This is a genomic window from Micromonospora sp. NPDC049645 (assembly GCF_040675155.1).
GTDB lineage: Bacteria > Actinomycetota > Actinomycetes > Mycobacteriales > Micromonosporaceae > Micromonospora.
In genome coordinates this window covers 65,891-86,903 of record NZ_JBFAOI010000009.1, presented here as the reverse complement: position 1 = coordinate 86,903, position 21,013 = coordinate 65,891, and the positions used below count along the sequence as shown (strand labels likewise).

The window sequence follows — 21,013 nt, the reverse complement described above, 5'->3', positions numbered from 1 at the left end:
GGCGGGGCCGGTCAGGCCGTTTCCAGCAGCTCCAGGACGACCCGTTCGGCCTCCTCGCGGGGCGCCTGCGGATCCACCGACGCCACCACCCCGTCGTGGTAGAGGTCGACCACCCGGGGGTCCACGTAGGACGCGCGAGCCACCGTCGGGGTGTTGCCCAGCAGGTCGGCCACCTCCCGCATGACCGCGACGACCGCCTTGCGCCGGGCGGTCACCGAGCGGGCCGGGCCGGCGGTGGCCAGCTCGGTGGCCGCGAGCACGGTGGCGTGCCAGGTGCGGAAGTCCTTGGCCGTCATCTCTCCACCGCTGGCGTCACGCAGGTAGCCGTTGACCTCGTCGCTGCGCACGTCGCGCCACTCCCGGCCGTCCCAGTAGCCGAACAGCCGGTCCGCTCGTCGCCGACGCCGGCGCAGATCGACCAACACCTGGCACAGCTCCGGGTCCTCGATCCGGCGTACCTGCTCGATGCCGCCCTTGGCCGGAAACACGAAGACCACGCAACCACCCCGGGACCGGGCGTGCTCCGGGCGCAGGGTGGAGACCCCGTACGTCGGGTCGTCGCCGGAGGCGTACTGGTCGCTGCCGACCCGGAACATGCCCATGTCCAACAGCCGGGCCACGGTGGCCAGCACCCGGTCCCGGCCCAACCCCCGGCCGTCCAGGTCCCGACCCACCCGCTCGCGCAGCGCCGGCAGCCGCCGGGCCACCTCCAGCATGTGGTCGAACTTCGCCTCGTCCTGCTTCTCCCGCCACCGCGGGTGGTAGACGTACTGCTTGCGCCCGGCCGCGTCGATCCCGATCGCCTGGATGTGCCCGTTCGGATGCGGCGCGATCCAGACGTCCTGCCAGGCCGGGGGAATGACCAACTCCCGGAGCCGGGCCAGGATCTCCGGATCCCGCACCGGAGCGCCGGACGGGTCGACGAAGAGCCAGCCCCGTCCGCGCCGACGCCGTCCGTACCCCGGTCGACCCGGGTCGCTACGCCGCAACCGCACCGGAGACCCGCACCACCCTTTCCACCTCGGCCACGGCGGCCAGCACCTCGTCGAGGGGCAGCGCCGCCATCGTCGGGTGGCTTCCTACCCCGTCCCACCCGGGCCAATCCGACTCGCCGGCCCAGAGCACCCGGTGCCGTGGCCGGTCCGTCGGCGGCCCCCAGAGCGCCGGGGGCACCGGTCCGAAGAGGACCACCGACGCGGTGCCGAACCCGGTGGCCAGATGGGCGACCCCGGTGTCCCCGCTGACCACCAGCCGGGCGTTGGCCACCAGCGCGGCGAGCGCGCCGAGATCGGTCCGGCCGGCCAGCACGGCGTCCGACGGCAGGCCCGCCGCGTCGGCCACCCGGGTCGCCAACGCCCGTTCGTCGGCCGAGCCGGTGAGCAGCACCCGGTGCCCCAGGTCGGTCAGCGCCCGGGCCAGCGCGGCGAACCGGTCGGCGGGCCACCGCTTGGCCGGGATCTTGCTGCCCGGGTGCAGCAGGGTGACGCCGCGGGGCAGCCCGGCCGCCTCCGGCCGGCGCAGGCCGAGGTCGGCGCGGTCGGCCGGAATGTCGTACCAGGACAGCAGCCGGCACCACCGGTCCACCTCGTGCTCGTCGGTGGCCCATGGCGGGCCGTCGGCGTGGCCGGCGTCGGCGTTGGCGAAGGCGAGCAGCCGACCCGGCCGGGTGGCCGCGAGCAGTCGGTGCGACTGCGGGCCGCGCCCGTGCAGGTTCACCGCGACCCGGGGAGCCGACGCGACCGGAACGGGTCGGCCCAGCCCGGCGGTGTCCACCAGCCGGTCGACACCGCCGACCAGCTCGACGAGCGGGGCCAGCCAGGCGGGGGCGGCGAGCACCAGCTCCCGCGAGGGGTACCCGGCCCGCAGCGCCCGCAGCGCGGGCACCGCGGTGACCAGATCGCCGACGCCGAGGGCGCGCAGCACGAGGATCACGGGTACGAGGTCTCCTGCTCGGCGCAGACCACTATCTCGCGCACCGCGCACCCGGGCGGCTGGTTCAGCGCGAACATGATCGCGGCGGCGGTGTCGGCGGGCTCGTTGAGGATCGCGTCCGGCCCCGGCTTGTACTGCGGGTCGCGTTCGTCGAAGAACGCGGTGCGCATCCCGCCCGGAATGAGCAGGGTGACGCCGACCTGACCGGCCAGCTCGGCGGCGAGGGCTCGGGTGAACCCCACCACCCCGAACTTCGCCGCGCAGTACGCGGTCGCGTCGCTGACCGCCTTGACGCCCAGGGTGGAGGCGACCGTGACGATGCGGCCCCGAGAGGTCAGCAGGAACGGCAGCGCGGCCCGGATCACCGCGGCGGTGGCCAGCAGGTCGACGGCGACGATCCGGTCCCAGGTCTCCCCCGGCAGGTCGGCGAGTCGGCCCGGCACGTCCGTGCCGGCGGCGGTGACCACCGCGTCCAGGCCACCGGCCTGCTCGGCGAGGTGCTGGGTGGCCACCTCGGCGGCCCGCGTGTCGGCCAGGTCGCACTCGGTCCAGGACACCCCGTCGACCGGCGGCTGCCGGTCCAGCACGAGCGGTCGGCCACCGGAGGCGCTCACCGCGGCGACCACCGCCGCACCGAGCCCGCTGGCGCCGCCGGTGACCAGCACGGTGGGCCCGGCGTCGGGCCGCGTGGCGGTCATCGGGTCCGCTCCGCGAGCGTCCGGACGATCATGTCGGTGGTGGAACGACCGTCCAGGTACGGCACCACCACGGTGTTCCCGCCCCACCGGCGCAGGACCTCCGCCTCCGGCAGGCCGGCGGTCCCGTCCCCACCGCCGGTGGCGTAGTCGCCGCCCTTGACCCAGACGTCGGGGCGGACCCAGGACAGGGCCGCCTCCGGGGTCGGCTCGTCGAAGATGAGAACCGCGTCGACGCAGCTCAGGGCGGCCAGCAGCCGGCCGCGGTCCCCCTCGGACTGCACCGGCCGATCCGGCCCCTTCAACCCCGCCACGCTGGCGTCGGAATTCAGGCAGACGATCAGGCAGTCGCCGAGCTGCCGGGCTGCCTCCAGGGTGGCCACGTGCCCGGCGTGCAGCAGGTCGAAGCACCCACCGGTCGCCACCACCGTGCCACCCGCGGCCCGTACCTCGCCGAGGAGCGTGGCGACAGCGGCGACGCCCACCCGGTCAGCCGGAACACCGCCCCGGGTACGCGACCCGGGTGTGCCACCCGCCCGCACCCTGGGCCTCGACGCGGGCAGGGCCGCCGCGACTCCCCCACCCGCCACGTACGCGGACGCCTCGGCGACCGCCGCCTGCACCGCCTCGGAGACCAGCGCGCCCTGGGCCAGCGCGAGGCTGGCGGCGGCCGCGAACCGGTCGCCCGCCCCGCAGGTGTCCCCCTCGGCGCTGCCCGGCGTCGGCACCACCAGCGGCGTCGACCCGGCGTGACAGAGCAACGCGCCGTCACCGCCGAGCGTGACCGCGACCGCACCCGCCCGCCAGCGCCGCCGAAGCCCCTGCGCGCCCCGCGACGCGGTGGCCAGTCGGGAGGCGCCGGGCAGCGCGGGGACCAACTCGCGCACCTCCGACTCGTTCGGGGTGGCCAGGTGTACACCGGGCACCGCCGCCGGGCCGCGCGGATGCGGGTCCCACACCACCGGCGCGCGGGTGGCGGCCAACGCGTCGCGCAGCGCGGGCTGCCGGGCCACTCCCCGGCCGTAGTCGCTGACCAGCACCGCCGACGCCGCGCCGATCACCCGGAGCACCTCGTCGGAGGGCTGACCCGGCTCCCCGGACGTCCCGCCGCGATCGTGGCGCAGCAACACCCGTCCCCGGGCCCGCAGTCGGATCTTCTCCGGCGTCGCGCCGTTGAGGGCCAGCGGGTACACCCGCACCCCGGCGGCGGCGAGCAGGGCGCTCAGCCGGGCCCCGCCGGCGTCGTCGGCGAGCGCGGTCACCAGCACCACCTCGGCGCCCTGCGCGGCGGCGAACACCGCCGCCAGACCGGCGCCACCGGGTCGGTCGGTGGCCGCGGTCTCGTCGAGCACCGGCACCGGGGAATCCGGGCAGAGCCGGTTCACCACACCTTCCACGTCCCGGTCGAGCAGGGTGTCCCCGAGCACCACCACAGGTCCCCTCACCCTTGCCTCCTCATCCTCACGCGTCGACCTGTTGTCCGGTCCCGCCGTCGAGCACCACCTCGACCCCGGTGCGCACCGGCGCCGGCTCCCCGGGCGCGGGGTGCACGACCGCCGGTCCGGCGACCGCGGCCAGCGCGGCGGGCAACTCCTGTTCGAGGTACTCGCAGAGCAGATGGCTGGTCACGAGATGCAGCTCCTGGACGACCTGGGTGTCTCCGGACGCGACGGCCAGCACGTCGTCGCAGGCGTCGGCGAGCGGATTGGGGGCGGCCCCGGTGAGCGCCCAGGTGCGCACCCCGACGTCGCGGGCGGCCTGCGCGGCGGAGAGCAGGTTGGCGCTGGTTCCGCTGGTGCTGAGCAGCAGCAGGACGTCGCCGGGGCGACCGTGGGCGCGCACCTGGCGGGCGTAGACGTCGGCGTAGCCGTAGTCGTTGGCGATGGCGGTGAGGGCGCTCGTCTCGGCGTGCAACGCGATCGCGGACAACGGCCGGCGGTCGTCGTGGAGCTTGCCCACCAACTCGGCGGTGAGGTGCTGGGCCTCGGCGGCGCTGCCACCGTTGCCGGCGACCAGCAGGCGGCCCCCGGCGGCCAGCCGGTGCGCCAGGTCCGCGCCCCAACGCGCCAGCTGCCGCTCACACCGCCGGTACGGCACCAGCGCCTCGGCGAGGTTCGTCAGGTGGGTGTCGAGCAGGCTGCCCGCCGGCATCAGGCCACCACCCGGGTCGGCCGGCGCACGGCGGCCACCTCGCTGTAGACCTCGACCAGCCGCTCGGCGGTGGCCGCCCACGAGTACCGGGCCCGGGCCCGCTCACGGGCCGCCGCCGCGTACGCGAAGCGCCTGATCCGGTCGTCGAGCAGCCCCTGGATCGCGGTGGCCAGCGCCTGCGGGTCCCGGGCCGGCACGAGGTCACCGGTCGTCCCGTCGAGCACGGTGTCCCGGATGCCGCCCACGGCCGTGCCGACGACCGGCACCCCACAGGCCATCGCCTCCAGCGGGGTCAACCCGAACGGCTCGTACCAGGGTGCGGCGACCAGCAGGTCCGCCGAGCGGTACCAGCGGCCCATCTCCTCCCGGGGCACCGCCCCGACCAGGTGCACCCGGTCGGCGACCCCGCACGACTCGGCGAGCGCCCGCAACCGCCGCGCGTACGGGTCGGTCTCCAACAGCCCCTCGGGCGGGCCGCCGACGACCAGGCACTCGGCGTCCGGGACCAACGCCATCGCCCGGATCACGGTCTGGAAGCCCTTGCGCTCGACCAGCCGACCGACGGTGAGGATCCGGGCGAGTCCCGGTTCCCGGTCGGCGGCCGGCCCGAGCGGGGCGAAGGTGGCGAGGTTGACCCCGGAGGGCACCACGGTCATCCGGGATCGGGGCACACCCATCCGGACCAGCTCGCCCACCTCGTCGCGGCACTGCGCGACGATCCGGTCCACGGAGCGGCCCAACTCCCGCTCGTAGGAGACCCGTCGAGCCGGGCTGGTGTCCTGCACACCCTGGTAACGGCGCTTCACCGTGCCCAGCGCGTGGTACGTCTGCACCACCGGCACCCCGGTCTGCCGGCCCGCGGTCAGCCCGGCCAGGCCGCTCATCCAGAAGTGCGCGTGGATCACCTCGGGCACCCAGTCGCCCCGCCAGCGTTCGATCAGCCAGCGGCTGAACTCCCGCATGTGCGGCAGCAGTGCGTCCTTCGCCACCGGCTCGGCCGGACCGGCCGGCACGTGCACCACGTCGTACCCGTCCGGGCTGCGGACGGTCACCGGCAGGTCGGGCGCGTCGCGTCGGGTGTAGACCCGCACCTCGTGCCCGGCGGCGGCGAGCGCGGCGGACAGCTCCGCGACGTGCGTGTTCTGGCCGCCGGCGTCCTCCCCTCCGAGGACGGCGAGCGGGCTGGCGTGCTCCGAGATCATCGCGATCCGCATACTTCCTCCTCCAGCAGCCGGTCCCAGTCAGCGAGGAAACGGTCGAGGCCGTACCTGTCGCGCGCGGCGGTTCGCGCCGCCGCGCCGGCCCGACGCGCGGTGGCCGGTTCGGCGATGAACCGGCGGGCGGCGTCGAGCAGGGTGTCGGTCCGGGTGGCGAGGGCGCCCGCCTCCGCGGGCACCGCCATCACCGCCTCGGTGGTGGCGAGCGCGACGACCGGCATGCCGATCGCCATCGCCTCGATGAGGCTGAGCCCGAGGGAGGTCCACCGGCACAGATGCAGGTAGGCCCGTCGCCGGGCCAGCTCGGCGTGCATCCGGTCCTGGGGCACGTCGTCGTGGCTGATGAGCCGCTCGGCGGGCAGACCCAGATGCTCGGCCAGGCCGGCGACGCCCATGCCGAACACGTCCAGCGGAGCGATCTCGGCGAACCGGGGCAGCAGGTCGGTGCCGGTGACCCGACCTCGCCGTACCGGCTCGTTGATCACTACGGCGAGTCGGTCCAGCTCCCCGGTGTAGGACGCGGAGGGGGCGACGATGCCGTGGTCGACCACCGTGGTGCGGGTGGTGCCGGTGTCCCAGAAGATCTGGTTGAACCCGGTGACGTGGGCGATGAGCAGGTCGTCGCGGTCGGCCATCGGGTGCCTGGTGTTGGGCACGTCGCCCTTGGGGGTGTTGTGCTCGACGTAGATCGCCGGCAAGTCACGGCCGGGGCGTCGGCGAAGCCACGCCTCGGCCCGGTCGATCTCCTCGGGGCGTTGCAGGATGACCAGGTCGACGTCGGTGCCCGGCAGGTCCTCCGGGCTGACCTCGACCGCGCTGTCCGGCCACGGGTAGGTGCGGGCCCGGCCGAGGCCGTACGCGCCACGGTCCGGTGTGGTGGGAATCAGGTAACGGTGGCTGCCGTGCACGAACGACGTGGTCCAGGAGCCGTGCACGTGCCAGAGCAGGATGTTCATCAGCCGCCACCACCGACGGCGAGCGTCCGCAGCGCGTCGACCACCTCGTCCGGGTCGATGCCACTGAGACAGGGGTGCCCGGGGACCGGGCAGCTGGCCGCCCGGGTGTCCCGGCAGGGCGCGGCGGCGTCGCCGAGCCGGACGGTGGGCACCCGGTAGGGCCCCCACTGGCCGAACGGCACGGTCGGCGCGAAGAGACTCACCACCGGCACACCGGCCGCGGCGGCCAGGTGCGCCGGCCCGGTGTTGCCGACCACGACCGCGCTCGCGTCCGCGACGATCGCCGCAAGCCCGGCCAGGTCGGTCCGGCCACCCAGGTCGGTGCCGCCGGCCGCCGCGACCCGGGCGGTGACCGCGCGCTCCTCCGGGCCACCGGTGACGAGCACCCGGTGGCCGGCGTCGGTCAACGCCCCGACGATCCGGGTCGCCACCTCCGGCGGGCACGCCCGGCTCGACGCGTCCGACCCGGGGTGCAGCACCACGTACCCCCGGTCGCCGAGGTCGGCCGAGCGCGGCGGCAACGCGTCCGGGCGCAGCCGGAGCACCGGTTCGTCGCCGTCGGGAAGCCGGTGACCGGCGGCGGCGGCGAGGGAGAGGGCGCGCTCGGGTTCGGGTACGCCGATCGGCACCCGGTGCCGGATGTCCAGCAACGAGCCCGGATAGTCGTCGCTGATCGCCGCGATCCGGTCGATCCCCGCCATCCGCAACAGCAGCGCCAGCGGCAGGGCGGACTGGTGGAACGAGGTGAACACCACCGCCTGCTCCGCGCCGACCGCCCCGAGGCGCGCGGTCAGGCTCCGCATGGCCTCCGGGTCGACCGGCCCGGGTGCGGGGTCGATCCACGGCAGCGGATGCTCGATGATCTCGTCGACGCCGGGCAGCAGGTCGGCGGCGGCCCGCCCACGCGGCCCGCACAACAGCACCACCCGCTGCGCTCCGGCCGCGACGGCGCGGATCGCCGGTCCGGTGACCAGCACGTCCCCCGCCGAATCCGACCGGACCACGAGTGCCGTCCGTACCGGCCCGGTGGGCGGGGCCGAGGGTTGCACGGCCTGTTGGCGGCGCAGGATCTCCCGCACCGCCGCCGGCAGGTCGGTGGCCACCCACCCGGCGGCGGCGATCTCCTCCGGCCGGGTCACCGGGGTGGGCACCAGCACACCCGCGGCGCCGGCGGCCAACGCGGCGGCGACGTCCCGGCCGATGTCGCCCACCATGACGCACCGGGACGCGGTGGTACCCAGCTCGCGGGCCGCGGCGTGCACCAGACCGGGTGCCGGTTTGCGGCAGTCACACCCGTCGGCGTCGTCGTGCGGGCAGATCAACCAGGCGTCGAAGCGGCCCAGCAACTCTTCGACGCGGGCGTGCACCGCCCGCATCTGCTCCCCGGTGAAGTAACCCCGGGCCAGGCCCGACTGGTTCGTGACGACCGCCAGCCGCAACCCGGCCGCGCGTAGACGGTCCAGCGCGGCCCGCGCGCCCGGCACCGGCCGCACCTTCTCCGGATCACCGTTGTACGGGACGTCCTCGATCAGGGTGCCGTCACGGTCCAGCAGCACCGCGTCGTACAGGACGGGTCTGCGACTGCCGGCGGCGGTGCGACGAGGCCCGGCGGAACCGGCGCGGTCAGCAGCGGCGTACACCCCGGCTGACCTGCGCTGATACGGATCCTCCTGGTCCTGTCGCACAGCCGGCGGGTTCCCGGCGCCCCGAGGAGTAAACGTCGTCGTCGAGGCGGTGGGCCAGCGCCGCCGACGCCCCCAGGGTGCGCCTTACCCGCCGGGCCGGAGAAGCTAACCCGCCAACCGTTAGCCCCTGCCGTGCTGCGGGTATGGAAGCCCAGTGGCGATTGTGGAGAAAGTGATCGACGCTCCCCCGCAGCAGGTGTTCGACGTGCTCGCCGACGGGTGGACGTACAGCGACTGGGTGGTGGGCACGGCACACGTGCGTGACGTGGACGACGCCTGGCCGCGGGTCGGCAGCCAGCTGCACCATCGCGCCGGGCCGTGGCCGCTCTCCCTGCAGGACGCCTCGACGGTGCTGGTCTGCGAACCGCCGCACCGGCTCGTGCTGAAGGCCGGGCTCTGGCCGGCGGGCGAGGCGATCGTGGCCTTCACTCTCCAACCGGTCGGCGAGGGCGCGACCCGGGTACGCATCGGGGAGGACTTCGCCGCAGGGCCGCTGCGGTGGGTCCGCAACAAGATCAATGATCTGGTGCTGCACCTGCGGAACCGGGAGACGTTGGAACGGCTCTCCGACATCGCCACCCGGCAGAAGGGTGCGCCATGACCCAGACCGTGGTGGTGACGGGCGCGAGCGCCGGCGTCGGTCGGGCCGTCGCCCACGCGTACGCGGCGCGCGGCGTCCGGCTGGCGCTGCTGGCCCGGGGTGACGCGGGGCTGGCCGCCGCCGAGCGCGAGTGTCGGCAGCGCGGTGCGACCGAGGTGCGCGGGTACCGGGTCGACGTGGCCGACGCGGGCGCGGTGCAGCAGGCCGCCGACGACGTGGTGCACCGCTGGGGCGGCATCGACGTGTGGATCAACAACGCGATGGTGTCGGTGTTCGCGCCGGCCTGGGAGGTCCCGGCGCGTGAGTTCCGCCGGGTCACCGAGGTCACCTACCTGGGCACGGTGCACGGCACCCTCGCCGCCCTGCGCCACATGCGGGCGCACGGGCGGGGCGCGATCGTGCAGGTGGGCTCGGCGTTGGCCTACCGGGGGATCCCCCTGCAGTCGGCGTACTGCGCGAGCAAGCACGCCGTCCAGGGGTTCAACGACTCCCTGCGCGCCGAACTGCTGCACGACTGCCCGGGGGTGAAGCTGTCCATGGTGCAGCTGCCCGCGGTCAACACGCCGCAGTTCTCCTGGGTCCGCACCCGGCTACCCCGGCATCCGCAGCCGGTACCGCCGATCTTCACGCCGGAGTTGGCCGCCCGGGCCATCGTCTGGGCCGCCGATCGCGGCACCCGGGAACTGAACGTGGGTGGCCCGACCTGGCAGGCCCGATTGGCCGACATCCTGTTCCCCGGTCTGCTCGACCGGAAGCTGGCCCGCGACGGGTACGACAGTCAGCAGACCGGCGAGGAGATCGACCCGGCGGCCTGGCGGGACAACCTGGACCACCCCGGCGATGAGGAGACCGACCGGGGCACGGCGGGCGTCTTCCGCGACCAGGCCCGTGATCGTTCGACGGCGCTCTGGGTCGGCACGCACAAGCCGGCGCTGTCCGGTGTCGCTCTCGCCGTCGGCGCACTGGCCCTCAGCGCGCTCGCTCGGCGCCGACGCTGACCCGCACAAACCCCGTGACCAGGACTTCGACGCCCGCGATCGGCGGGCGACGGCGGTGCGCGACACCCGGGAGGGGTGCCTCTTTCCAACCTAATGCGGCAACTGGATACCCTTTCCATGACCCTTGTCCGCAAACCGAGGATGTCCGACATGATCAAGCCGGTGCAGTTGCCGTCGCCGTGGCGGGACGCACGCCTGACCGTCGTCGTGCCCACTTACAACGAGGCGGGCAACCTCCCGGCGTTGGTCGAGCGGCTGCTCGCGCTGCCGCTGCCGGGGCTGCGCATCCTCGTGGCCGACGACAACTCCCCCGACGGCACCGGTGAGGTGGCCGACAAACTGGCCATCGAACACCCCGACCGGATCGAGGTCGTGCACCGCGCCGGCAAGGAGGGCCTCGGCCGGGCGTACGTGGACGGGATGAGCCGGGCGATCGAGGGCGGCGCCGAGTACGTGGCGCAGATGGACGCCGATCTCTCGCACCCACCGGAGGCGCTGCCCGGGATGCTCGGCGCGCTGCTCTCCACCCAGGCCAGCGTGGTCATCGGCTCCCGGTACGTGCCCGGCGGCGAGCTGGACGAGAACTGGCCGCTGTACCGCCGGGCGCTCAGCGGCTGGGCCAACCTCTACGTGCACACGCTGCTGCGGGTCCGGATCCGGGACCTCACCGCCGGCTTCAAGATCTGGCGGGCCGACGCGCTGCGCGACATCAACCTGGAGCGGGTGCAGTCCAACGGCTACAGCTTCCAGGTGGAGATGCACTACCTCGCCACCAAGCTGGGGCACACCATCCTGGAGGTGCCGATCCGTTTCGAGGAGCGCCGCGACGGCGTCTCCAAGATGACCACCGCGACGAAGGTGGAGAGCGCCCTCATGCCGTTCCGCCTGCGCAGCAAACACCGCAACATCACCCGCTGACCCCCACCCCACCCCACCCCACCCGACGGGGTGGGGGCGGGTGTTGGTGTTAGGCGGGGTAGATGTACTTGTGGGCTGTGGTGACGGTTGCGGCGTAGGCGCGGCCGGTGAGGGCACGGTCGCGAGCAAGCGCCGCGCGGGCCGCGTTCGCGCCGGGCGCGCCGTGCACACCGCCGCCGGGATGCGCCGACGCGCTGGCCAGGAAGAGCCGGTCCACCGGGGTGTCCGCCCGGCCCAGGCCGGGAATCGGGCGCAGGAACAGCTGCTGGTACGCGGCGGCGGTCCCGCCGCCGAGCGCGCCGCCGACCAGGCTCGGGTTGCCCTTCTCCAGGTCGGCCGGACCGGCCACGTGTCGGCCCACGATCAGTTGCCGGAAACCCGGGGCCGCCGCCTCCAGCACGTCCTCCATCCGCTGTACGTGCCCGGCGACCTCCTCGGCCCGCCAATTCCGCCGGAATGGCAGATGGGTGTACGACCAGAGCGATTCGGTGCCCGGCGGGGAGTGGCTGGGGTCGGCCACCGACATCTGCCCGACCAGCAGGAACGGGTCGCGGGGCAGCTCGCCACGGGCCAGCTCGCCGGCGTAGTGAGTGAGCCCGTTGAGGTCCGCGCCGAGGTGCACGGTGCCGGCGCCGGCCAGCTGCCGGTTCGTCCAGGGCACCGGCGCGGAGAGCGCCCAGTCCACCTTCAGCGTGGAGCCGTCCCAGCGGAAGTGCGCCAGGTCCTCCACCAGCCGGGACGGCAACGCCGCCGCGCCGACCAGGTCGAGGTAGAGCGCCGGCGCCGGCACGTCGGCGAGCACGGCCCGCCGGGCCCGCCACGGCGTGCCGCCCTGCGTCCGAACCCCCATCGCCCGGCCCCGGGCGGTGAGCACCCGGTCGACGTGGGCGCCGTAGAGGATCTTCCCGCCGCGCCCCTGTAGCCGATTGACCAGGGCGTTGGTGATCTGTTGCGCCCCGCCGTCGGGCACCGGCCAGCCGACCTGCTGGCCGAGCATGGCCAGCAACCAGCCGTACACACCGGAGCCGGCCTCCTCCGGGGACAGGTCGGTGTGCAGGGCGCAGCCGGCCAACAGCGCCGGCCCACCCGGGCCGTCGAAGAGTTCGTCGCCGAGTTTGCGGACCGGCACGACGAGCCGCCGGGCCAGTCGCAGCGCACCGGCGACACGCAGTCGACGCAGCAGACCCAGCCCGCCGCGGACCGGCGGGAACGGTGCGGTGATCGTCTCCAGCATCGGCTCGGCCACGTCGAGCCAGTCGGCGTACGCGTTGAGCCAACGCTTGCCGTCGCCCGGGGCGAACTGTTCCAGCGACGCGGCGGTGACGTCCGGGTCCCGGTTGATCACCGCGGCGCGACCGTCCGGCAGCAGGTGCGCCAGCACGTCGGGTGCGTGCCGCCAGGACAACCCGTGCCGACCCAGGTCGAGGCCGCGCAGCACCGGTGAGGCGTACCCGAGGGGGTAGAACGAGCTGTAGAGGTCGCTCAGGTAGCCGGGTGCGGTGACCTCGGCGGAGCGGACCGCCCCGCCGGGCACCGCGGTCGCCTCCAGCACCACCACGTCCCAGCCGGCGTCCGCCAGCAGGTTTGCCGCCACCAGACCGTTGTGCCCGGCCCCGATGACGACGGCGTCCGCGGTCTGCGCGGCGGTGGTTGTCATCGGATCCGCCTACCCGGCGCGCAACCGGGCGAAACGCGTTTGCCTCGCCGAGGCCGGGGCATCCAGCGCCGCATGTACACGGTTGCGCAGCTGGTGGGCGGGGTGTGGGGTGCGGGCGGCGACGGCGGGGAGCTGGTCGTGCGTGATCCGGCGGACGACACGCCGGTGAGCACGGTGCCGGTGGCCACGGCCGACGAGGTGGGCAAGGCGACCCAGGCGGCACGCAACGTCGCAGCCCAGTGGGCGGCGACCGCGCCGGCGGAACGGGCGGCGGCGCTGCACCGGGCCGCGGACGCGGTGGCGGCGGTCGCCGAGGAGGTGGCGGCGGCGGTCACCGCGGAGATGGGCAAGCCATTGGCGGACGCCCGTGGTGGCGTCGAGGCGGGGATCGGCACGCTGCGACAGTATGCCGAGCTGGCCCCCCTGCGGGGCGGGCGCACGCTGAACGGCGACACCGACGCGCTGGACTTCCTGACCCCGCAGCCGCGCGGGGTGGTGGCGGCGATCACCCCCTGGAACGACCCGGTGGCGGTGTCCTGCGGTCTGCTCGGCGCGGCCCTGGTGACCGGCAACGTGGTGCTCTACAAGCCGAGTGAACGGACACCGGCGACGGGCTGGCTGCTGGCCCGAGCGCTGGATCAGGCGCTGCCGGCCGGTGTGTTGTCGCTGCTCACCGGCGGCCCGGAGGTGGGCGCGGCGCTGGCGGCGCAGGAGGTCGACGTGGTGGCCCACGTCGGCTCCACCGCGACCGGCCGGGCGATCGCCGCCGCGGCGGCCCGCACCGGCGCGAAGGTGCTCCTGGAGAACGGGGGCAGTGACCCGCTGATCGTGGACGCGGGCGTCGACCCGGAGTGGGCGGCGGAGCAGGCCGCCCTCGGCGCGTTCGCCAACGCCGGGCAGATCTGCGTGGCGGTGGAGCGGCTCTACGTGCACCGGGAGGTGGCCGACGACTTCGTGGCCGCGCTGGTACGACGCGCCGAGGCGCTGCGGGCCGGGCCGGGCCGGGACCCGGGCACCGAGTTGGGCCCGCTGGTCGACCGGCGGCACCGGGAGCACGTCCACGGGCAGGTCGCCGCCGCGGTGGCGGACGGCGCACGGGTGCGGACCGGCGGCGAGGTGCCGGACGGGCCGGGAGCGTTCTATCCGGCCACCGTCGTCACGGACTGCCGACACGACATGCCGCTGGTCCGGGAGGAGACGTTCGGGCCGGTCGCCCCGGTGGTGGTGGTCGACTCGTTCGACGAGGCGCTGCGCTGCGCCGCGGATTCCCCGTACGGGCTGGCCGCCACGGTGTTGACCCGGTCGATGAGTCACGCGCAGCGGGCCTGGCGGGAACTGCCGGTGGGCACCGTCAAGGTCAACGCGGTGTTCGGGGGCGCGCCGGGGGGCGCCGCGCATCCGCGCGGGGCCAGCGGCCAGGGCTTCGGGTACGGCCCGGAGTTGCTCGACGAGTTCACCGCCACGAAGGCGGTGCACATCGAGGCGCCGGGCGGCGGGCACTGGTGAACGGGATGCGCACTGACGGACGAACAGCACGGGCGGACGCAGGGGTGGCGCGCCCGCCCGTACCGCGTCGGTGGTGCCGCGGCGCGGTGGCCGTCAGTCGCCGCGGGCCTTGCGGGTGGCGCGGTCGTTGGCCTTCTCGATGGCCGTGACCAACTCGGGCTTGGTCATGCCGGACCGGCCGGGTACGTCGAGTTTGCGGGCCACCGACATCAGGTGGTCCTTGGTGGCGTTGGCGTCCACACCACTTGCGGTGGGGGCGCGCCGTTCCGGCCCGCCACCGGCGGCCTGCTGGTCGCTGGGGCCCTTGCGGCCCTTCGGCTCCCAGTGGTCGCCCACCTTCTCGAACTGGTGCTTCACGGCGGCGAAGGCGGTGCGGTGCGACCGCTCCCCCTCGCCGTAGGTCTCGACCGCCGAGTCGTGCGTCTTCTCCCAGGTGCGCTGCGCCTTCTCCGGGGAGCGTCGCAGCGTGCTGGGCAGGTCCTCGCGCCCGGGCATCTCGTCCTCCTCCGTGTCGACAGGGTCCTGGTGACCGTTCCCCGATGACGCGGCGGCAAACCCTAGCGGCACCGGGGGGACGCTGGGCGGGTTTGTCGATTTCGCGATCCGGGTACCGGCGGGCCAGGCCAGACCGGACGACCGGTCATCCGGCGGCCGGGGCGCAGGGAGCGGGCATGACGACCACGGACCCCGGTACGACGCTCGACGACACGACGGGCAACCGGGTGCCCCGTCGGGTGCGGCAGCTGAGCTGGCGGACCTGGCGGGGGGTGCTGGTCCGCAGCGTGCGGAACTTCGTCTCCGACAACTGCTCCGACTGGGCCGCCGCGTTGACCTACTACGGCGTCCTCGCGCTGTTTCCGTCCGCCATCGTGGTGGTGGCGCTGGTCGGCCTGGTCTCCAGCGGCGAGCGGACCGTCGACACCGTGGTCGACCTGGCCAACCAGGTGGGCGCCGGGTCGGTGCTGACCGACGACAAGGACGGCGTGGTCGGGGTGATCCGGTCCGTGGTGCTCGACCAGAGCAACCCCGAGCTGCTGCTGAGTTTCGGTCTGCTCGGCGCGCTGTGGTCCGCGTCGGGCTTCATCGGCGCGTTCACCCGGGCCTCGAACGCCGTCTACGGGGTGACCGAGGGCCGCCCGGTGTGGAAGCTTCGGCCGCTGCAGATCGGCTTGGCGGCGATCACGCTGGTGCTGCTCGCGGTGGTCGCCCTCGGCCTGATCGTCAGTGGGCCGGTCACCGACGCGGTCGGCGACCTGATCCACGCCGGTGGCCTGGCCCGGACGACGTGGAGCGTGGCGAAGTGGCCGGTCCTCGCCATGATCATGATGGTGCTGCTGTCCCTGCTGTTCTGGATCGCCCCGAACGTCCGTCAGCCCCGGTTCCGCTGGCTCACCCCGGGCGGCGCGGTGGCCCTGGTCTCCTGGGCGGTGGCCTCCTTCGGGTTCGGCCTCTACGTGGCCAACTTCGGCTCGTACGACACCACCTACGGCAGCCTGGGTGCGGCCATCGCATTCCTGGTCTGGCTCTACCTGTCCAACTCGGCGCTGATGCTGGGCGTGCAGATCAACGCCGAGGTGCAGCGTGGGCGGCAGTTGCAGGCCGGTGACCCGGCCCCGGGGGACCCGGTGCTGCCGCCGCGCAAACCGGCGCAGGACTGAGCCCCGTTGCGGGTCGGATGTCCGGTCCGCGGCCGGGCCGAGGGCCGGTTCGTGACCCGGTGCCGGTTTATCGGGCGGGGTGCCGGGTAGCGCAGAAGGCATGGAGCGTGGCAACAGCAAGCACGGACCGAGGATCGACGAGCAGATGAGCCAGGAGGTCAGCGGCCTCGTACAGGGGCCGGGGACCGGTGGCTCTCGCGTCGACGAGTCGCGGGTGCCGGAACCGGCTGGCGAGGACCAGCCGGAGACGACCACCGCCCCGGCCGGTGACCTGCGCACCGGCACCCCGCAGGGCATGAGCTCCACGGACGTCGAGCAGCGCAGCCGGCTGGGCCGGTTCATCTCGATGAGCGCGCTGCCGGGCGACCGCTTGGTGCTCATCGCCAGCGCGCGGGAGAACGAGGCGCCGGACGACATCGTGGCGGCGCTGGAGCGGCTGCCCGAGGGCACCGTCTACCAGACGGTTTCCGAGGTCTGGGCCGCGCTGGGCAACAAGAACGAGACAACTCGCTGGTGAGCGGGATCGCCCCCGATCCGACCGACCGCCAGCGGCAGAAGGAGGTTCCCTGATGAGTGGCGTTACCGAACACGTGGACGTTTCCGTGCCCGTACGCACCGCGTACGACCAGTGGACGCAGTTCGAGGAGTTCCCCCAGTTCATGGAGGGCGTGCAGGAGGTCCGGCAGCTCTCCGACACGATGACCCACTGGACGGTGGACATCGCCGGCGTGAAGCGCGAGTTCGACGCCGAGATCACCGAGCAGCTGCCCGACGAGCGGGTCGCCTGGCGCTCGACCGGCGGCACGCAGCAGGCCGGCGTGGTGACCTTCCACCGCCTTGACCAGGACAAGACCCGGGTCACCCTGCAACTCGAGTTCGAGCCGCACGGTGTGGTCGAGCAGGCCGGCGACAAGCTCGGCATCGTCGACCGCCGGGCCAAGGGCGACCTGGAGCGGTTCAAGACCTACATCGAGCGGCGTGGTCAGGAGACCGGCGCCTGGCGCGGGCAGGTGGACCGCCCGCAGCCGTGACCTGAGCAGTGACCTGGGATGGCCGCCGGTATACCGGCGGCCATCGCCGTGTCCGAGCCTGGCCGCCCGTTTGCGATCATCGTGCCCGGGTACGGCTGTTGGTATGACCGACGACAACATCAGGGTGTGGCGGGACGAGGAACGGCTTCCGTTGGAGGAGTTGGAGCGCGCCGTGTCGGGTTCCAGCCTCGACGGGCAGGCCGACGACGTGACGGGCAACGACGCCGGTGAGGAGGCCACGTTCGGGCACGGGCCGGCGGCGTCGGATCGCGAGGGGCAGGCCCGGGGCAACAGCCGGGAGGCCACCGACCCGCAACGCGCCTACCGCCCGTCCACCACTGGACGGACCGGGCCGGACGTCTGACCCTCGTTCCCGGGCTGGACGGGTACCGCCGGCACGGGCGGCCCGGCGGCGGGTCGGCGTGCGCCCCACTCGTAGAGCGCGATCAGCGCCAGCGCGAGCACCACCAGGGCCGATCCCAACACCTGCACCGACGTGTTGGCGATCAGCACGCCGAGCCCGGCCGGAACGAGCGCGGCGCCGACGCCGGACGCGCCGATCTGTAGTCCGATGGCCCGGTCCGCGTGCGCCAGGCCGACCCGGTCGGCGGTGGTGAGGGTGAGCAGGGGAAACACCGGCGCGGCGGCGAAACCGACCACGACCAGACCGAGCACCGCCAGCGCGGCCGGCCCGGGAACGGCGATCAGCGCCGCGCCCAGCGCCATACCGGCCAGGCTGGCGCGCAGCACCAGGCCGGCCCCCAACCGCTCGGCCACCACACCCTGCACGATCCGACCGACGAAGAGGCTGCCCCAGTACGCGGAGACGCAGCCGCCGGCAGCCGCCGCGCTCAGCCCGCGCCCCTCGGTCAGCAGGAGGAACGCCCAGAGACCGGCGGACACCTCGATGGCCACGTAGAGCGCGAAGGCGAGCGTCCCCGACCAGACCGCCGGCAGCCGCAGCGTCTCCCGGACCGGAACCCGGACCGCCGTCGACGAGGCGGGCGCGGTCCCGGCGGGTTCCGTTGCGGCGGCGGCGCCGAGCGGGGCGTCGGCCGGGACGCCGCGTTGCCAGGCCCGCACGGTGAGTGCGAACGCGGTGGCGAGGACGAGCTGGGCGGCGGCCACGATGCCGTAACCCCAGCGCCAGGCCAGCCCGGCGCTGAGCACGCCGGTCATGATCAGCGGGCCGATCGCCACGCCCAGGCCGAAGAAGGCGTGCAGCCAGTTCATGTGGCGCGGCCCGAACGCCCCGGCGGCGTACGCGTTGAGCCCGGAGTCCACCGCGCCCGACCCGAGCCCGACCAGCAGCGCACAACCCACCAGCACGGCGAACATGGGGCTCACCGCGTAGCCGGTCAGCGCCAGGCTGGCCAGCAGGGTGCTCCCGGCGAGCAGGGCGCCCACGCCGACCCGGGCCAGCGTGAACCCGGCCAGCACGCTGGAGGTGAGATAGCCGACGGTGCCGGCGGTGAGCACCCACCCGACCGCCTCGGTCGGTACGCCGAGGTCGGCCCGGATCGAGGGCCAGCCCACGCCGAGCAGGCTGTCGGGCAGACCGAGGCTGACGAACGCGAGGTAGGCCAGCAGGAGCAGTGAGGCGCGGGGGCGGGGGCGCGGGGGCAGGGTGGACACGAGACACCATCCTGCCGCAGGCGCACCCTAGCGCGGCCGGCGCCCGATTACCCGGTACGCAAAGAAGTCGTGTCCGTACGGTCGAGAAAACGGACAGCTCATCCAGAATCGGCCGATCGGAGGACGGCAAAGCGCCTCGTTCGCGTAAGAATTTCGGGATGCATCAAGGCTCCGGAATCCTCTCGACGCGTCAGCGCCGGCTCGCCTGGCTCGGTTTCCTGCTCGCCGCGCTCCAGGCACCCGTGTCCGCCTGGCTCGTCACCGACGAGTCGTGGCTGTTCAGCCTCTGTGTCGCGCTCATGGTGGCCACCGTGATCATCGCCGACGACGCGGCACGGCGACGCCCCGCCGACGCGACAAGCGACTAGCCACCACTGCCCGGCCGGGCCTCGTGGCCCGGCCGCCCACGGCTGCGGCGGCGTTCCTTCATCTCCGCCTCGTAGAGGTGGCGCCGCCCGCCCACCAGCTCGTCGCGGGCCTGCTGGTCCAGCTCCCGGAACAGCGCGTGGTAGCCCTCGTCGAAGTCCTCGACGATCTGGAACGTCCACCGTCCGGCGATGACGTTGCGGCCCAGCAACTCCGTGTCGATCCGGTCGGCGAGCCGCTGATGCCCGGCGGCGCGGAACTGTTCCACCGCGTCGTCGAGCATCAGGTCGGCGTGCCCGATCAACTGGTGCACCGAGTACAGGTGCCCCCGGGCCCGCTCCACGCACTCCAACGCCTCGCTGAGCTTGCCGAGCGCGGCGACCGTCGCGTCGCTGACCCCGTCCGGCCGCCGGTGCCGTTCGTCCGGTCCGTCCGCCTGCTGTCCCATCCGTGCCTCCGTGCCGTGTGCCGCCATCCGCGGGTGGTCGTTCTTCTGCTGCCCCGTCTGTGCCGGATCAACCCCCGCGGCCGGCGACGGTCGGCTCAGTGGCGCGGCCGACTCCGCCAAGCGGCCGAGGTCGCACCGGTCACCGGTCGGTTAGCCTCGGTCACCATGCGTGTGCCGTTCAACCGGGTCGCCTCCCGTACCGCCGTCGACTCGGCGCGGTCCACCCTCGCCGCCCTCACCGTCTCCGTGGGCACCGTCGGACTCACCGCCGCCGCCGCGCGACCAGGGCTGCTGGCCCTCGTCGACCAGCACGCGGCGGGCGTACGGGACAGCCTCGACGGGGACCGCCAGCCGTTGACCGCCGCGGCGCTCGCCGGCTACGCCGAGGGGGTCCGCGCCGCCGCTTCGGAGCACGGGTGGGTGCCGCCGGCCGAGCCGGTGGACTGGAGCCAGCCGGATTGGCTGCTCACCCGGCTGCTCGCGGTGTGCGCGCTGGCCCGCTCGCTCGACCGGGGCTGAGACCCGCGCGACGGGACCTGGACGCGCGGGGAGGGCGCCCCGCCGTGGTACCGCGGAACACCCTCCCCACGCTGTGCCGTTACGTCCCGCTACGAGCGGTACTGCTGGGCTTCGTCCACCCGGGGCATGGCCTGGGTGCGGTCACCCCCACGGTCGGCCATCTGCCGCTCCACGTCGCTGCGCCCGGCCGACGTGGCCTGACGCTGCTGCTGCACCGCCCGGGCCTCCTCCGCCGCCCGACGCAGCCAGCCGTCCCAGCGGTTCTGCATCGGTTTCACCAGACCACCGCCGACACCGACGATCAGGATGCCGGCCACCGTGGCAAGCACCGCGATCAGCACCGGGGTGGTCACCGTGGTGGCGATGCCCACCTGGTTCAGCGCGGCGATCACACCGAGGGCGATGATGAAGATCGCCGTCAGGTCGGCCAGAACCTTGCCGTACGACAGCCCTCCCAGCGCCCCGGTCACCAGATCACGGGCCGCGTTGGCGATCGCGGACGCGATCACCACGATGACGATCGCGATGAACGCGCGCGGCAGCCAGGAAACCACGCCGCGGATCAGGTCACTGATCGCGTTGGGCCCCCAGACGCCGAAGGCGAACTGCAGCGTGAACAGCAGTACGGCGTAGTACGCCAGTCTGGCCAGAATGTCACTGGCGTCGTACTTCGTTCTCTCCAGGGCCCGTTTGATGCCACCGCGTTCGACCGCCTCGTCGAAGCGCACCCGTTCCAGCACCGTATCCACGATCTTGAGGACGGCTCGGGCGATGAGCCAGCCGACCACGAGGATGACGATGAAGGCCACTGCCTTCGGGATGAAGAGCAGCACCGACCTCCAGGTGTCGGCGATGGCATCGCCGATGTCGGCCTGCCGGACCGCGAGGGTTTTCAGCATGATGTCCCTCCTGTCGCATGGACTGCGCCGGGCGCATACCCGGCAACCGCTCCGGCAGTCCGCGCAGCGCGTGGCGTTTTTTGCGACAGACCTCCGGGCAGGGACCCTGAACTGCCCGAACGGCCAACCCGGCGGACGCGG

23 protein-coding genes are annotated in these 21,013 nt (G+C 73.9%); 10 read left to right on the top strand and 13 right to left on the bottom strand.

Features of this window, described 5'->3' with window-relative positions; translation table 11 throughout:
- Positions 1-11: 11 nt before the first annotated feature.
- Genes AB0J33_RS20820 through AB0J33_RS20785 form a run of 8 tightly spaced genes read right to left on the bottom strand, consistent with a single transcriptional unit; the run spans position 12 to position 8,507 of the window.
- Positions 12-995 (bottom strand): DNA topoisomerase IB, encoded by a 984-nt coding sequence (locus AB0J33_RS20820; protein ID WP_363615655.1) that lies wholly within the window; start codon positions 993-995, stop codon positions 12-14.
- Positions 979-1,932, bottom strand: a complete 954-nt coding sequence (locus tag AB0J33_RS20815; RefSeq protein ID WP_363615654.1) for a glycosyltransferase family 9 protein — start codon at positions 1,930-1,932, stop codon at positions 979-981. The genes AB0J33_RS20820 and AB0J33_RS20815 overlap by 17 nt, the downstream gene beginning before the upstream one ends.
- The gene (locus AB0J33_RS20810) at positions 1,929-2,630 is read right to left on the bottom strand and encodes an SDR family oxidoreductase (protein WP_363615653.1); all 702 of its coding nucleotides are present in this window, start codon (positions 2,628-2,630) and stop codon (positions 1,929-1,931) included. The genes AB0J33_RS20815 and AB0J33_RS20810 overlap by 4 nt, the downstream gene beginning before the upstream one ends.
- Complete coding sequence (locus AB0J33_RS20805; protein ID WP_363615652.1) at positions 2,627-4,072, bottom strand: PfkB family carbohydrate kinase; 1,446 nt, start codon at positions 4,070-4,072, stop codon at positions 2,627-2,629. The genes AB0J33_RS20810 and AB0J33_RS20805 overlap by 4 nt, the downstream gene beginning before the upstream one ends.
- Before the next feature lie 16 nt (positions 4,073-4,088).
- On the bottom strand, positions 4,089-4,781 hold the full coding sequence (locus AB0J33_RS20800) for an SIS domain-containing protein (protein WP_363615839.1): 693 nt from the start codon (positions 4,779-4,781) through the stop codon (positions 4,089-4,091).
- Positions 4,778-5,992, bottom strand: coding sequence for a glycosyltransferase (locus AB0J33_RS20795; protein WP_363615651.1), 1,215 nt, complete (start codon positions 5,990-5,992; stop codon positions 4,778-4,780). The genes AB0J33_RS20800 and AB0J33_RS20795 overlap by 4 nt, the downstream gene beginning before the upstream one ends.
- Positions 5,977-6,951 carry a glycosyltransferase gene (locus AB0J33_RS20790; RefSeq protein ID WP_363615650.1) on the bottom strand — a complete coding sequence of 325 codons (975 nt, stop codon included), beginning with the start codon at positions 6,949-6,951 and terminating at the stop codon, positions 5,977-5,979. Before AB0J33_RS20790 ends, AB0J33_RS20795 begins: the two co-directional genes overlap by 16 nt.
- Positions 6,951-8,507 (bottom strand): HAD-IIIA family hydrolase, encoded by a 1,557-nt coding sequence (locus AB0J33_RS20785; RefSeq protein ID WP_363615838.1) that lies wholly within the window; start codon positions 8,505-8,507, stop codon positions 6,951-6,953. Before AB0J33_RS20785 ends, AB0J33_RS20790 begins: the two co-directional genes overlap by 1 nt.
- Positions 8,508-8,790: 283 nt before the next feature.
- On the opposite strand from AB0J33_RS20785, the gene AB0J33_RS20780 reads away from it, so the two are divergent.
- From AB0J33_RS20780 to AB0J33_RS20770, 3 genes are all read left to right on the top strand, one after another.
- A complete protein-coding gene (locus tag AB0J33_RS20780; protein ID WP_363615649.1) occupies positions 8,791-9,237 on the top strand; it encodes an SRPBCC family protein in 447 nt (148 codons plus the stop codon).
- Positions 9,234-10,235, top strand: coding sequence for an SDR family oxidoreductase (locus AB0J33_RS20775; protein WP_363615648.1), 1,002 nt, complete (start codon positions 9,234-9,236; stop codon positions 10,233-10,235). Before AB0J33_RS20780 ends, AB0J33_RS20775 begins: the two co-directional genes overlap by 4 nt.
- Positions 10,236-10,385: 150 nt before the next feature.
- Positions 10,386-11,153: a polyprenol monophosphomannose synthase gene (locus AB0J33_RS20770; protein ID WP_363615647.1), complete on the top strand. Its 768-nt coding sequence runs from the start codon at positions 10,386-10,388 to the stop codon at positions 11,151-11,153.
- 49 nt (positions 11,154-11,202) lie between these two features.
- Here AB0J33_RS20770 and AB0J33_RS20765 read toward each other — a convergent pair whose 3' ends face one another.
- On the bottom strand, positions 11,203-12,810 hold the full coding sequence (locus tag AB0J33_RS20765) for an NAD(P)/FAD-dependent oxidoreductase (protein WP_363615646.1): 1,608 nt from the start codon (positions 12,808-12,810) through the stop codon (positions 11,203-11,205).
- Positions 12,811-12,882: 72 nt separating this feature from the next.
- Between AB0J33_RS20765 and AB0J33_RS20760 the strand changes: the two genes are divergently transcribed.
- Entirely contained in the window at positions 12,883-14,316 is a 1,434-nt protein-coding gene (locus AB0J33_RS20760; protein ID WP_363615645.1) for an aldehyde dehydrogenase family protein, read from the top strand.
- Positions 14,317-14,409: 93 nt separating this feature from the next.
- On the opposite strand, the gene AB0J33_RS20755 is transcribed toward AB0J33_RS20760, so the two are convergent.
- Complete coding sequence (locus AB0J33_RS20755) at positions 14,410-14,811, bottom strand: ChaB family protein (protein ID WP_363615644.1); 402 nt, start codon at positions 14,809-14,811, stop codon at positions 14,410-14,412.
- A 176-nt stretch (positions 14,812-14,987) separates the two neighbouring features.
- On the opposite strand from AB0J33_RS20755, the gene AB0J33_RS20750 reads away from it, so the two are divergent.
- The 4 genes from AB0J33_RS20750 to AB0J33_RS20735 all read left to right on the top strand — a co-directional run bounded on the left by AB0J33_RS20750 (position 14,988) and on the right by AB0J33_RS20735 (position 17,369).
- On the top strand, positions 14,988-15,974 hold the full coding sequence (locus AB0J33_RS20750; RefSeq protein ID WP_363615643.1) for a YihY/virulence factor BrkB family protein: 987 nt from the start codon (positions 14,988-14,990) through the stop codon (positions 15,972-15,974).
- 100 nt (positions 15,975-16,074) lie between these two features.
- Positions 16,075-16,491 (top strand): DUF2795 domain-containing protein, encoded by a 417-nt coding sequence (locus AB0J33_RS20745; protein ID WP_088947320.1) that lies wholly within the window; start codon positions 16,075-16,077, stop codon positions 16,489-16,491.
- A 52-nt stretch (positions 16,492-16,543) separates the two neighbouring features.
- The gene (locus AB0J33_RS20740; protein WP_196922177.1) at positions 16,544-17,005 is read left to right on the top strand and encodes an SRPBCC family protein; all 462 of its coding nucleotides are present in this window, start codon (positions 16,544-16,546) and stop codon (positions 17,003-17,005) included.
- Positions 17,006-17,108: 103 nt separating this feature from the next.
- Positions 17,109-17,369, top strand: coding sequence for a hypothetical protein (locus AB0J33_RS20735; RefSeq protein ID WP_363615642.1), 261 nt, complete (start codon positions 17,109-17,111; stop codon positions 17,367-17,369).
- On the opposite strand, the gene AB0J33_RS20730 is transcribed toward AB0J33_RS20735, so the two are convergent.
- Positions 17,327-18,640, bottom strand: a complete 1,314-nt coding sequence (locus AB0J33_RS20730; RefSeq protein ID WP_363615641.1) for an MFS transporter — start codon at positions 18,638-18,640, stop codon at positions 17,327-17,329. The two genes, AB0J33_RS20735 and AB0J33_RS20730, sit on opposite strands and share 43 nt — an antisense overlap.
- Before the next feature lie 158 nt (positions 18,641-18,798).
- Here AB0J33_RS20730 and AB0J33_RS20725 point away from each other — a divergent pair, with 158 nt between their 5' ends.
- A complete protein-coding gene (locus AB0J33_RS20725) occupies positions 18,799-19,008 on the top strand; it encodes a hypothetical protein (protein WP_030334989.1) in 210 nt (69 codons plus the stop codon).
- Here the strand turns inward: AB0J33_RS20725 and AB0J33_RS20720 are convergent.
- Entirely contained in the window at positions 19,005-19,454 is a 450-nt protein-coding gene (locus AB0J33_RS20720; protein ID WP_363615640.1) for a hypothetical protein, read from the bottom strand. The two genes, AB0J33_RS20725 and AB0J33_RS20720, sit on opposite strands and share 4 nt — an antisense overlap.
- Before the next feature lie 165 nt (positions 19,455-19,619).
- On the opposite strand from AB0J33_RS20720, the gene AB0J33_RS20715 reads away from it, so the two are divergent.
- Positions 19,620-19,973, top strand: a complete 354-nt coding sequence (locus AB0J33_RS20715) for a DUF6401 family natural product biosynthesis protein (RefSeq protein WP_363615639.1) — start codon at positions 19,620-19,622, stop codon at positions 19,971-19,973.
- 89 nt (positions 19,974-20,062) lie between these two features.
- On the opposite strand, the gene AB0J33_RS20710 is transcribed toward AB0J33_RS20715, so the two are convergent.
- Positions 20,063-20,872: a hypothetical protein gene (locus AB0J33_RS20710; protein WP_363615638.1), complete on the bottom strand. Its 810-nt coding sequence runs from the start codon at positions 20,870-20,872 to the stop codon at positions 20,063-20,065.
- Between the last annotated feature and the right edge of the window lie 141 nt (positions 20,873-21,013).